The organism is Sporomusaceae bacterium ACPt (assembly GCA_041428575.1).
GTDB classification, from domain to species: domain Bacteria; phylum Bacillota; class Negativicutes; order Sporomusales; family Sporomusaceae; genus Sporomusa_D; species Sporomusa_D carbonis.
This window is the reverse complement of sequence record CP155570.1, coordinates 327,060-339,715: the sequence shown is the minus strand read 5'-3', so window position 1 is coordinate 339,715 and position 12,656 is coordinate 327,060. Positions and strand designations below refer to the sequence as shown.

At 48.9% G+C, this 12,656-nt stretch carries 8 protein-coding genes, 1 pseudogene and 2 CRISPR repeat arrays; of the genes and pseudogenes, 2 read left to right on the top strand and 7 right to left on the bottom strand.

From position 1 onward, the window contains the following. Window positions 1–67: 67 nt before the first annotated feature. From SCACP_RS01515 to SCACP_RS01495, 5 genes are all read right to left on the bottom strand, one after another. A complete protein-coding gene (locus tag SCACP_RS01515; protein WP_425059693.1) occupies window positions 68–3,850 on the bottom strand; it encodes a phosphoribosylformylglycinamidine synthase in 3,783 nt (1,260 codons plus the stop codon). Window positions 3,851–4,078: 228 nt separating this feature from the next. Beyond that, window positions 4,079–4,504, bottom strand: a complete 426-nt coding sequence (locus SCACP_RS01510; protein WP_425059692.1) for a hypothetical protein — start codon at window positions 4,502–4,504, stop codon at window positions 4,079–4,081. Window positions 4,505–4,681: 177 nt separating this feature from the next. Continuing rightward, window positions 4,682–5,680 (bottom strand): anion permease, encoded by a 999-nt coding sequence (locus tag SCACP_RS01505; RefSeq protein WP_425059691.1) that lies wholly within the window; start codon window positions 5,678–5,680, stop codon window positions 4,682–4,684. Further along, entirely contained in the window at window positions 5,673–6,302 is a 630-nt protein-coding gene (locus SCACP_RS01500) for a DUF47 domain-containing protein (RefSeq protein ID WP_425059690.1), read from the bottom strand. The genes SCACP_RS01505 and SCACP_RS01500 overlap by 8 nt, the downstream gene beginning before the upstream one ends. A 109-nt stretch (window positions 6,303–6,411) precedes the next feature. Beyond that, a complete protein-coding gene (locus tag SCACP_RS01495; RefSeq protein ID WP_425059689.1) occupies window positions 6,412–6,756 on the bottom strand; it encodes an EamA family transporter in 345 nt (114 codons plus the stop codon). A gap of 356 nt (window positions 6,757–7,112) precedes the next feature. Here SCACP_RS01495 and SCACP_RS01490 point away from each other — a divergent pair, with 356 nt between their 5' ends. Further along, entirely contained in the window at window positions 7,113–7,799 is a 687-nt protein-coding gene (locus tag SCACP_RS01490) for a heparan-alpha-glucosaminide N-acetyltransferase (protein ID WP_425059688.1), read from the top strand. Between the two features lie 106 nt (window positions 7,800–7,905). Then, window positions 7,906–9,041 (top strand): annotated as a pseudogene (locus SCACP_RS01485) (IS3 family transposase). Between the two features lie 285 nt (window positions 9,042–9,326). Continuing rightward, window positions 9,327–9,945: a CRISPR direct-repeat array (repeat unit 32 nt; unit sequence GTTTCAATCCACACGCCCGCAAGGGGCGTGAC). Window positions 9,946–10,162: 217 nt separating this feature from the next. On the opposite strand, the gene SCACP_RS01480 reads toward SCACP_RS01485, so the two are convergent. Together SCACP_RS01480 and cas2 are read right to left on the bottom strand one after the other, a co-directional pair. Further along, window positions 10,163–11,389 carry an IS256 family transposase gene (locus SCACP_RS01480; RefSeq protein ID WP_425059687.1) on the bottom strand — a complete coding sequence of 409 codons (1,227 nt, stop codon included), beginning with the start codon at window positions 11,387–11,389 and terminating at the stop codon, window positions 10,163–10,165. Window positions 11,390–11,509: 120 nt separating this feature from the next. After that, window positions 11,510–12,194: direct repeats of the CRISPR family, unit length 32 nt; unit sequence GTTTCAATCCACACGCCCGCAAGGGGCGTGAC. A 167-nt stretch (window positions 12,195–12,361) separates the two neighbouring features. Then, on the bottom strand, window positions 12,362–12,652 hold the full coding sequence (gene cas2, locus SCACP_RS01475) for a CRISPR-associated endonuclease Cas2 (protein WP_425059686.1): 291 nt from the start codon (window positions 12,650–12,652) through the stop codon (window positions 12,362–12,364). Window positions 12,653–12,656: the final 4 nt, after the last annotated feature.

Below are 12,656 nucleotides of genomic sequence, written 5' to 3'. Positions count from 1 at the left end.
CCGTCCGACAATTATTATAAATAACAATTTGCCGGAAAGGGCTATTTTCCTGCTATTTCCTGACCTGTTATTTAAAATAATTGACGCCGGCAGCAAAGAGCCGCTGGTCCTTGTTGCCGGGAATATTTACCGCGACATTGTCGCCAATACGTTCAGAGTGGCCCATTTTTCCCAATACCCGTCCATCAGGGCTGGATATTGCCTCAATGGCATGATAGGATCCGTTAGGGTTAAATTTAACATCATACGTAGCGCGGCCCGCAAAATCAACATATTGAGTTGCAATCTGGCCATTAGCCGCCAACCGCTCGATTTCCCGGGCTGTTGCATAAAACCGGCCTTCACCGTGGGAAGCCGGAATAACGAATACCTCCCCGGCCTCAACATTACTGAACCATGGCGATTTAGTAGACACCACCTTAGTATTGACCATACATGAAATGTGGCGGCCAATTTTATTGAAGGTAAGCGTCGGACTGTCCTCAGCCATATCACGTATTTCGCCATAGGGGACTAAACCCAGCTTGATGAGGGCCTGAAAGCCGTTACAAATGCCCAACATCAGTCCGTCACGCCGCTGCAAAAGGTTAGTGACAGCTTCTTTAATTTTGGGATTACGGAACATAGTGGCAATGAACTTACCTGAACCGTCAGGCTCATCCCCGGCGCTAAAACCGCCAGGCAGCATTACAATCTGGGAAGCGTCAATCTTTTGGACCAATGCGTCTATCGACTCTTCAATTTGCGCTGACGTCAAGTTGCGGATAACCAATGTGTCAACAACAGCCCCGGCCTTTTCAAACGCTTTGGCCGAATCATATTCGCAGTTGGTACCGGGGAACACCGGAATAAGGACCCGGGGCTTAGCGATACCGGCAACCGGACGGCGGCTGCTTTTACCGGTATATAACGCAAAGTTTTGCGGCTGGCCGGTAATCAAGTCCGGCCGGGTGGGAAAAACTTTCTCCAGTGGACGTTCCCAGGCGGCGAAGGCCTCCTCAATACTGATAGCAACACCGTTGACACTGATCACAGGGTTGGCCGTTGTCCGGCCAATGACTTCATACTCAACCCCGCCAAATGCCTGGTCAACATTTAGGCCGGCAGGCAATTCCAGGACCACCGAACCGTAGTCAGGCGCAAACAGTGTCGCCGGAGCGGTCTCAACGGTAAACTCCACACCGATACGGTTGCCAAAGGCCATCTTGCTCACGGCTTCGGCAATCCCTCCCAGTTTAACGGTATAGGCAGCCAGTACCTTATGCGCTTGTACGAGCTCGTTAATTTTATCATAAGCTCCGGTCAGCGCGGCGAAATCAGGCAAGTGGGTTTCGTCCCGCACGGCCCGGACTAATACTACTTGACTGCCGGCCTGCTTGAACTCCTGGGACACAACATTACGGACATCGACAGCCGTTACAGCAAAAGCAACCAACGTGGGCGGCACATCCAGGTCTTTAAAGGTGCCTGACATACTGTCCTTGCCGCCGATGGCCGGAATACCCAGCTGTTTTTGGGTATAGAACGCACCTAACAGCGCACTGAACGGCTTACCCCATTTGACACTGTCCTTGCCCAATTTCTCGAAATACTCCTGTAAAGTCAAGCGGATAGTGCGGAAGTTCCCCCCCAGCGCCACTACCTTGGCAACCGCTTCGACAATTGCATATACTGCGCCGTGGAACGGGCTCCAGGACGCCAGTTCCGGATTAAAACCATAAGTCATTATTGTGCCGGTGGTAGTTTCACCGGACAATACCGGCAGCTTGGCCACCATGCCCTCAACCGGAGTATCCTGGTATTTGCCGCCAAACGGCATAAGCACAGTGCCTGCGCCAATACTGCTGTCAAAGCGCTCGACCAGGCCCTTTTGGCTGCACACATTGAGGTTTTGCAGCATAGTAAGCCATGCTTCTTTTATATTTTGCGGATTTATATCGCCTGGTCCCGGCAACCCGGCAAAATAGCTTTTATCTTGCGGCGCAGCCACTCGTACAGCAGTATGCTGTTTAACGCCGTTAGTGTTTAAAAAGTCACGGCTGATGCTGACAATGGGCTTGCCGCGCCACAGCATTTTCAGCCGTTTATCGGCAGATACTTCGGCTACAATGGTAGCTTCAAGATTTTCCGCACTAGCGTAGCCAATGAATGCCTGGGCATTGGCGGCGGCAACTACCACCGCCATGCGTTCCTGCGACTCGGAAATAGCCAGTTCAGTACCGTCAAGTCCTTCATATTTTTTCGGAACGGCATCCAAGTTGATAGCAAGCCCGTCAGTAAGTTCACCGATGGCTACCGAAACACCGCCGGCGCCAAAATCGTTGCATTTTTTTATCATTGTACTGACAACCGGCTGGCGGAACAGCCGCTGAATTTTGCGCTCCGTGGGCGGATTGCCTTTTTGCACTTCAGCACCGCAACTCATAAGCGACTCTTCAGTATGAGCCTTGGATGAGCCGGTGGCGCCGCCACAGCCGTCCCGTCCGGTGCGGCCGCCAACCAGGATAACAACATCGCCAGGCTCAGGAATGGCGCGGACAACATTCTCTTTGGGAGCAGCGGCCATTACGGCGCCAATCTCCATCCGTTTGGCAATATAGCCCTGGTGGTATATTTCAGCCACCTGACCTGTTGCCAGGCCGATTTGGTTCCCGTATGAACTATAACCCGCCGCCGCGCCGGTGGTAATTTTACGCTGCGGCAGCTTGCCAGGCAGGGTCGACTCCAGGTCGGCACGCGGGTCGCCGCTGCCGGTAACCCGCATCGCCTGGTAAACATAGGACCGTCCGGACAATGGGTCACGGATACAGCCGCCCAGACAGGTGGCAGCACCGCCAAACGGCTCAATTTCCGTCGGATGATTATGTGTTTCGTTTTTAAACATAACCAGCCACTCCTGGGTCTGACCGTCAATATCGGCCGCAACAATAATGCTGCAGGCATTTATTTCTTCAGACTCGTCCAAATCAGGCAATTGTCCGCGCTTTTTCAATTCTTTCATAGCCATAGTAGCAATATCCATCAAGCTGACGTCACGGGTACCGACTTTATCACCGTACACGTATTCCCGGGAATTTTGATATTCCTGCCAGGCTTGGGCCACCGGGCGGTTGTACTGCCCCTGTTCAATATCTGCCTGTTCAATTTTAGTCAGGAAAGTGGTATGGCGACAGTGATCAGACCAATATGTATCAATAACTTTGATTTCAGTAATGGTCGGATCACGCCGTTCGGTGTCGCGGAAATATGTCTGGCAAAAAATCAAATCTTCAAGACTCATGGCCAGCCCCCGCTCATCCAAAAACCGGGCCAGCTCCTCACGCGACTGTTTAATAAAACCCTCGAGCACCGCGACATCCGGCGGCGTCTCGGCTGCTAATTCAAGAGTTACCGGCTTTTCCAGCACCGCTTCCCGCGCTTCGACAGGGTTAATGCAATACTTTTTGATCTTAGCAAGATCATTGCCGGAAATGTCGCCTTCTAATACTAAGACTTTGGCAGTCCGGATTTCCGGCCGTTCCTTTTGCGTTAGAATTTGCACCGACTGGGCCGCCCAGTCGGCACGCTGGTCATATTGCCCAGGCAGATATTCCATGGCAAACACTTTAGAATTGGCGGGAGCTTCAAAGTGTTCAAGATAGATTATATCGACCGGCGGCTCGGAAAAGATTGTATGCAGCGAAGCAGCAAATTCGGCATCGCTAATGCCACTGACATCATAGCGGTGCAGTATGCGTACCCCGGTCAAACCTACTATGCCAAGATAGTGTTTCAAATCGGCAAACATGCCTGCAGCTTCGACGGCAAACTCCGGCTTCTTTTCTACAAATATACGGCGAACAGCGCTCAAAACAATTACCTCCTTATAAACCTGAAGCTTTATCAGGATGAATGGCAGGATATTATTATCATTATAATAACTTAACAAGTTAATAGCAAGGTTCTTCCAATCAGCCGGCTTTCATCCCCAATTTGTCATTCGATGTAATTAAGACCCTTTATTATCCAATCGCCAACAACAGCTCGACGGTAAAATTCAGCAGCCCTTGCCAAAAATATGCAAGGGCTGCTGGAATTCCTATTCTTTTTTCTTGCTGTAAAATCCGCTTTTCGACTTGGTATACCCTGCCTGAGTAAAACAGCCGCTGTCAACATCTTTTTTCCCCAGCGTCCACCAGCCGATCCGCTTCATTTCCTGACGGATATCATGTATACAGTTAGAACACAGGTGCCCCTCTACAATCGGACTGCCACAATGCTCACAAGGATAGTTAACCCTAAACTCACCTAAAAACCAGCCCCGTGTAAGCATTTTCATAACAGTTTTCTTTCTGACACAGGTTGCGGAGGCAATTTGGTCAACCGACACACACCCCCCACATTGACGCAAGTACTTAAAGACCTGATCGGCTTCTGCCTGCTCGCGTTCATGACACGTAGGACAAAGTCCACCGATGTCAATAAGTGAAAGACTGCCACATTCAGGACAATATCCTATGCTCACGTAATAACCTCCACTTTATTTGGTAGTCGTTAAGCCGCTCTACAGAAAGTATCACGTTATTAACTGTTCAAGCATTTTTCGCTACCATTGGGTTTAAAGCGGATATTCGGAACTATGGAACTAAATTCGTGCTCATGGCAGGACCTTGTTCCTAAAAAATTTTTAGGACTTACGGCCCTATTTTCCCAAAAACACCATAAGTACTTTGTACATAATACTGCTCGTGGCAGCGCTAAACGGAATGGTCAGTATCCAAGCAAACAGCATTTGCTGAGCTACCCCCCAGCGCACGGCCGAAACCCGTTTGGCTGAACCCACCCCCATGATCGAACCAGACACCACATGGGTAGTACTGACCGGCAAATGGAGATTGGTGGCCATAAAAATGACTAGCGACGAATTAAGGTCGGCAGCAAAACCATTAATGGGTTCAAGCTTAAATATCTTGCCACCCATCGTCTTAATTATTTTCCAGCCGCCGGCCGCCGTGCCCATGGCCATGGCTGTCGCACACGCAAGCTTTACCCACAGGGGAACTTCCAGCGTCGGTATCTGTCCTGAACTTAACAGCGCTAAAGTAATAATACCCATGGCTTTTTGCGCGTCATTTGAACCATGCGAAAATGACATCATGCTTGCTGACAATAACTGCATGCGTTTAAATCCGGAGTTAATCTTTGACGGCGAAGACCCGCTAAAAACCCACATCATAACAATCATTAATACATATCCGGATACCATAGCGATTACTGGTGATAAAACGAGCGACAAGACAATCTTTTCGACTCCCCAAAGATTAATCGCGTTAAATCCGGCTCCGGTGACAACCGCACCTAACACACCGCCAACCAGAGCATGCGAGGAACTGCTGGGAATGCCAAACCACCAGGTAATAAGATTCCAGACAATAGCGCCAAACAGCGCCGAAATAATAACCGGCTGGCTAACCAAAGCAGCGGATTTTACTATATCGCCGCCAATTGTTTTAGCTACTCCCGTACTGTAGAGGGCCCCGGCAAAATTAAGAAATGCCGCAAGCGCTACAGCATACTGCGGCTGCAGCGCCCTGGTTGACACCGAAGTGGCAATAGCATTGGCGGTATCGTGAAAGCCATTGATATAATCAAACGCCAGCGCAAACAGCACCACTATATAGACCAGCGTCATATCAGGCATATTTCACAATTACTCCCTTAAGCAAATCTGCTATATCCTCGCAAATATCCAGGGTTTCTTCCAAATGAAGCAATATTTCTTTCCATTTTATGATTTCAATAGGGTCAGTACATTCTCTGAACAGCTTCGCCATTTCCTGCCGGTACAGCCTATCCCCCTGTGCCTCATACTCACTAATCCGCGCGCAGCGCTCCTCGATCTTGTCTTTTTGTTTTCTTATCTGGTCAAGACACCCAAACGCTTTATCAATCTGCTTCGTACTCTTGCTGACAAGCTCGGCCAGTTCTTTGGCGCCTTCGGACGCCGCCCCGGCATTATATAACTCCATACGTTCAATGATACCTTGAATACAGTCAATGACATCATCAAGCTTGTGGGCGATACTATAGATGTCTTCACGGTCAAACGGAGTGATGAATGACTTGTGCAACAAGCCGACAATCTTGGCAGTATTGTTGTCAGCTTGTTTCTCAAGATCATCAATCTGGATCATTAATTCGGACAAGTTTTCGTGGTCATTTAACGCCTCTTTTAATACATCGGCCGCATCCCGAATAAGCTGGGTGTTTTCCAAAAGATAGCGAAAAAATTTTTCTTCACGCGGCTTTAAGCCAAATCCCATACTTAGCCTCCTCAGTTTGTCGGATTCAAACTGATTATAGCATATAACTTAGATATTTGTTAACTAATTGTAAAACAATGTTAAAATTCGGTTAATTTAATACTAATTTTTAAGACCTAGCCACTAATATTATACCGCTTAGGATCAAAGCCGCCCCGGCCAGTCTTTGCAGTCCAATTGTTTCGTGGAAAACAAAATAAGAAGCAATAAATATCAGCACATAGCTTAGACTGATCAGCGGATAAGCATAGCTTAGCTCGACGGTGCGCAAGGCATAAATCCATAGCAGTGTGCTCACACCGTAGATGCCCAAACCGGCCACAATCGGCCAAGCAGCCAAAATCTTTTCCGTGAAAGTACCGGTAGCAGGAACATGCATAGCGCCGTACTTAAAGGCAATCTGTCCAACAGCACCGAGGAGAACTGACAGCAATATTATGTACAACTCTTTCATGGTAGCACCTCATTTATATATATGTCTGGTAATATATTCCCCCTTCAGTGAGTGATTCCTGCCAACTCCCCGTCAATAGGCATTCCAACACATGGGCCACACCAAAATGTCGCCCGTCCAGGACCACTTAGCGGCACAACTAGCTTCAGTGTAGTATATGCGTGACTCAAGTAGCGGTTCCTCAGTTATTATTTTACCTATGTCTGTTTTTATGCGCCAAAAGCGGTATCAGGTAAGGATGAGTTCCGGCTTGGTTGTTGACGATATCCATTTTGTCATTTATTGTTAATGTATTGATTTCGTGTTTTTACCAGTGGATAAGGTCATCATAATACTGTCAAAGGAGGTCTTGAGTTATGTCCCCATCGTCCCGAATTCCCGAAATAGATTTTTTCAGAGGAACAGCCATTATTTTAATGGTTGTTTTCCATACAGTTTTTGATTTAGCCTCCTTTTACGGTTGGCCGCTCGACTATATGAACGGCTTTTGGTACCTTGAAGGCAGGGCGTCGGCTGTGCTGTTTATGCTCATTTCCGGGATAAGCAGCACGCTTAGCCGCAATCCGGTACACCGCGGCATTAAAGTGTTTGGTGCCGGTCTTATCATCACTGCGGTAACTTTCTTCTTCAGCCCGGAGGTGTATATCCGGTTTGGAATTTTGCATCTGTTAGGAACAGGCATGATTACCGCACCATTTTTCTCCCGGTACGGCGCAACGCTGTTAGCTACGGCAGGCATGACGGTAATTGCCGTCGGAAATTGGACTGCCGACTTGATAGCGGCTACCGCCACTCTGGTACCGCTCGGCATAAAACCGCCAGGATTTGCTTCCCTTGATTATTATCCGCTCTTCCCCTGGCTGGGAGTAGTGTTGCTTGGCATGGCGGCCGGCAAGCTCTTGTATCCTGACAGGCAGCCGCTGTGGCCGGCGGCCTCCGGATACCGCCCTGTCCGCTGGCTAATTTGTTTGGGGCGGCATTCCCTGGTTATTTACCTTGTGCACCAGCCGGTGCTATTGGTTTTATTGAAAATGATATTGTAGAACAAAAAAGATTGCCTGATGGATTATTCCCTTACCATCATTGACCTTACCGCGATTTTATGGACACATAGAACGCGTGATATAATAAAATCACGGAGGTGTCCTAATGAAAACGTTTGATAAAGAGTACAAGATAATGTGGCGGTTAACCGTGTAAAGGAAGGCGGTAAATCTGCCGCCGAGGTAGCCCGGGAGTTAGACTTAAGCCCTAATACACTGTGCGGATGGATCGGTAAGTTCGGCAAACACGGCAATCAGGCATTTCCCGGCAGCGGCCACCTACATGAGGCTGATGATGAAATACGCAAGTTACGCAAGGAAAATATGGATTTAAAAGAGGAAAACGCCATCCTAAAAAAGGCGGCAGCCTACTTCGCGAAAAACCAGAAACAGAGCGTTTCCAATTTATGGAGACGCACCGTTCCCAATTTCGGGGTGCTAAGATGGCTGAGGTTCTCCATGTTTCAAGGAGCGGCTTCTATACCTATTTAAAAAGACCGAAAAGCAATCGGGAATTAGAAAATGAGAGGTTACTGGAAAAGATAACGGGTATCTATAAGGACAATCATGGGGTATATGGCTATCCGCGTATAACTAATGAGCTAAAGAACGATGGCGCACCTAGCAAAAATCGGGTATACCGGCTGATGAAAGCAAACGGCATCCAAGCAAAGACCGTAAAAAATACAAAGCAACCACAAATTCGAAGCATAATCTTCCGGTTGCCGAAAACCTGCTCAATCGGGAATTTGAAGTGAAAAAGCCAAACCAGAAGTGGGTCAGTGACATCACCTATATTGCGACTGATGAGGGTTGGCTGTACCCTGCCGGTGTTATGGACCTGTGCGGCAGAGCTATTGTTGGCTTTGCTATGGCTGAGCACATGAAAAAGTCGATTGTCATAGATGCTCTAAATCAGGCCATTGGCAGAACTGACGCCAAACAAGGGGTATTGGTCCATTCCGACCGCGGCATCCAATACGCTAGCAAAGAATACCAGGCTGTACTGAAGAAGAACCAATTTATTTGCAGCATGAGCCGTAAGGGCAATTGCTATGATACTGCTCCCATGGATCCTTCTGGGGTAAGCTAAAACAGGAATGGTTATACGGTAGGCGATTTAAAACGCGATCCGAGGCCAAAGCGGCCATATTTGAATATATAGAGGTCTTTTACAACCGACGACGCAAACATTCCAGTAACGCTTACCAAGCGCCGGTGGAATTTATGAAAGCGGCGTGAGGCGTGATCTATTGTCAGAAACTTTCCCGCCGCCCGTCATTGTATTCCCAGGCAGTCTGCTTGCCAAGGGTAAGCTAACGCCGAGCGGAAAAGCGCCGCTCGCCCTTGACAACCAGGCCGTCTGGGAAGTCAGGATAATCAGACGGAAAAGTATATGGAATAGTCCTTGCGATTCGACAAAAATGGTATTTTGCAAAATAATGAGCTATCATGCGATACAATCAGATATTGTGCGTTCTTCGTGTCTACTGAACCGGGGTAAGTTTATCCTCTTTTCAGCGGTAGGTTTCAATCCACACGCCCGCAAGGGGCGTGACACAATATTTTACAATACGTACAGCGCGCCGGGGGTTTCAATCCACACGCCCGCAAGGGGCGTGACTGCATAGGTTGCAACTTCCTGCTTCGTTATTCAATGTTTCAATCCACACGCCCGCAAGGGGCGTGACTAGCGTACGACTGTTGCAGTACAGCCGCCAAACTGTTTCAATCCACACGCCCGCAAGGGGCGTGACGACAAGCGGGGCGGTTTGCAGGCCAAAGCGTTTTGGTTTCAATCCACACGCCCGCAAGGGGCGTGACCATTACCAAAAGATTTAATCGCTTTAATCCTGTGTTTCAATCCACACGCCCGCAAGGGGCGTGACGCAGATAATGTACTTGTGCTTGACGCAAGCGGGTTTCAATCCACACGCCCGCAAGGGGCGTGACGACAATATGGAAGGATATAGAGTGCATGCTAAGTTTCAATCCACACGCCCGCAAGGGGCGTGACGGGGAATTGAACGGCCTAAGTAAGTCAGAAACGTTTCAATCCACACGCCCGCAAGGGGCGTGACCTAGACCTGTGGGCGCAGGTGTACTTGCTGGATGTTTCAATCCACACGCCCGCAGGGAGTGTATCATTAACTGTGTAAATGGAATAAACATCCAAGATTTTGGGGACACTAATATTGTTTTTACTCATGCGCAGGATAGGGCGACGCAGAGGTGCGACCCGAGCGGCATATGAGGTTTAGCGAGGTGGCGATGCTCATGTGAGAGTGTCGCTTTTCCTTATCTTTGCCTCGGAAAACCCAAAGCGATAAACCTCGGGGTTCGGGGCAGAGCCCCGATAGGGTTCATGAGACCTTCCGCGATTGCAGTTTGTCCTCGAAGAAGATCATCAACTGCCCTATTATAATTCCCCAATCGCGAATCGGCATACTCCACTTTTTGGAAATTTCTTGTATCGACAGGAACACCGATTTTTTGACCGCGTCGTCGGTGGGATAAACCGTCTTTGTCTTGGTATATTTGCGCAGCATCCGATGAAAACCTTCCACTGCGTTGGTGGTGTAAATCAGTGTCCGGACCTCCTGCGGGTACTTGAAATAGGTGGACAGCTCCGTCCAGTTCGCCTCCCAGGACTTTACAATCTGTGGGTATTTCTTGCCCCATTTCTCACGAAATTCCTCCAGACGATACTCCGCGTCGTCTTGTGTCGGCGCTGCATAGACTAATTTCAAATCCGCCATAACCGGCTTGATATCCTTGTAGGGTACATACTTTGTGGAGTTGCGGATTTGATGAATCACGCACAGTTGCTGCTCGGTTTTGGGGAACACCGTCTCAATGGCAGTGGAAAAGCCGGAAAGGTTGTCACGGCAGGCAATCAAAATATCTTCCACACCCCGATTTTTCAACTCGTTGCAGATCGTCGTCCAAAAACTGGCGCTCTCGTTTTCCGACAGCCACATGCCGAGGATTTCCTTGCGGCCGTCCAGATTGATACCTAAAACCGAGTATAGGCATTTGTTTACAACCCGGCTGTCCTTGCGGACTTTGAACACAATTCCGTCTAGAAACACAATGGGATACACCGGGTCAAGCGGGCGGCTCTGCCATTCCATAACGGCTGGCATAATCTTGTCCGTGATGCGGCTGATTAGGCTGGCGGAGGCTTCTACGCCGTAGATGTCGCGCAGATGATCTTCAATGTCGCGATTGGACATGCCTTTAGCGTACATCGCCAGAATCCTGGCTTCAATATCGTCGGTGCGTGTCTGCCGTTTTTCGATAATTCGCGGCTCAAAGGTGCCGTTTCGGTCGCGGGGGACGCTGATTTCACTTTCGCCCCACTCGCTTTTTATTGTTTTTTTGCCGTAACCGTTACGGCTGTTGCCGCTGTTATTGCCTAAAACACTGTTCTTCTCATAGCCGAGGTGTTCATCCATTTCGGCTTCTAGCATCTTTTCCAGCGCACCGGCAAACAGATTCTTGAGCTTCGCCGTTAGTTCGGCGGGAGTGGTGCACTCCTCACTGAGCAGTGCTACAAGCTGTATTTCTTTTTCGTTTAACTGTGTCATGGGTCCATCTCCTTTTATTCTTTATATTGGAGATTATTCCCATTTACACGGTTTAAAATACAGCCTCCGCCCGCAAGGGGCGTGACAGACAGTTTTTTTATTCTGTCTGATAAAACAACTGTTTCAATCCACACGCCCGCAAGGGGCGTGACAACTCCTCATCTGAGCAGGGGGCTAACTCCATATGTTTCAATCCACACGCCCGCAAGGGGCGTGACCGCTTGTCCGGGCGGCACTGGGGATAATTTAAAAGTTTCAATCCACACGCCCGCAAGGGGCGTGACCAATACGGGCGGTTATATTATGACGTCCAAGGGTTTCAATCCACACGCCCGCAAGGGGCGTGACGTGACGGCGATGTGATCTACATTGCCGAATATGTTTCAATCCACACGCCCGCAAGGGGCGTGACTGGTATTACTGCCACCAGACGTTACCCCGCCATGTTTCAATCCACACGCCCGCAAGGGGCGTGACGTAGAGATATGGTACAAGCGGCACGCGACGAAAGTTTCAATCCACACGCCCGCAAGGGGCGTGACATCAGTCATACCACTATCTAACGCCTGTTGGTAAGTTTCAATCCACACGCCCGCAAGGGGCGTGACCTCTACTAACTATACTGGCGGCGGCCAACCCCACGTTTCAATCCACACGCCCGCAAGGGGCGTGACCCTGGTCCATTGGACGAGGTAGCTCTGCCTGGCTGTTTCAATCCACACGCCCGCAAGGGGCGTGACAACATCGTCCAGGATGAATGTCACATCCTGAAAGTTTCAATCCACACGCCCGCAAGGGGCGTGACCGCGTACCTCGTAATAATATAAAAACCAAGCACCGAGATACTTGATTTTGCGAACCAGAATAAAAACTTCCAAAATTAACTATGATTTTACTTCAAACACACCTTCAATCCCGAATTTCACACGGGTGCGAATTCCTCAACAAATTAATGCGCACTTGGGGTTCGCATCAGACCATAAGAACACCTTCCGGATCATATGTAACTTTCGTACCAACATGTTCAACGCGATTTTTCCAATTATTCCCCAAAAAATAATATCGCAAGCTATCCGTCTCTGCATCAATAATCTCTTCCAGACGATGCTTGAGTTCTGCAAACTGTGACGGGTCAAGCAGACATTCAAAAACTGAGTTTTGCACACGTTGACCATAATTTACGCATTGTTTTGCCACTCTTCGAAGACGCCTCTTACCTGCATCTGTTGTAACATTTACATCATAGGTGATCAAAACTAACATATAA

Bases quoted from the DNA above. Each gene is read 5' to 3' on its own strand.
- SCACP_RS01505 (WP_425059691.1), bottom strand. From the start codon at position 5,680: ATGCCTGATATGACGCTGGTCTATATAGTGGTGCTGTTTGCGCTGGCG.
- SCACP_RS01500 (WP_425059690.1), bottom strand. From the start codon at position 6,302: ATGGGATTTGGCTTAAAGCCGCGTGAAGAAAAATTTTTTCGCTATCTT.
- SCACP_RS01495 (WP_425059689.1), bottom strand. From the start codon at position 6,756: ATGAAAGAGTTGTACATAATATTGCTGTCAGTTCTCCTCGGTGCTGTT.
- SCACP_RS01490 (WP_425059688.1), top strand. From the start codon at position 7,113: ATGTCCCCATCGTCCCGAATTCCCGAAATAGATTTTTTCAGAGGAACA.
- SCACP_RS01480 (WP_425059687.1), bottom strand. From the start codon at position 11,389: ATGACACAGTTAAACGAAAAAGAAATACAGCTTGTAGCACTGCTCAGT.
- cas2 (WP_425059686.1), bottom strand. From the start codon at position 12,652: ATGTTAGTTTTGATCACCTATGATGTAAATGTTACAACAGATGCAGGT.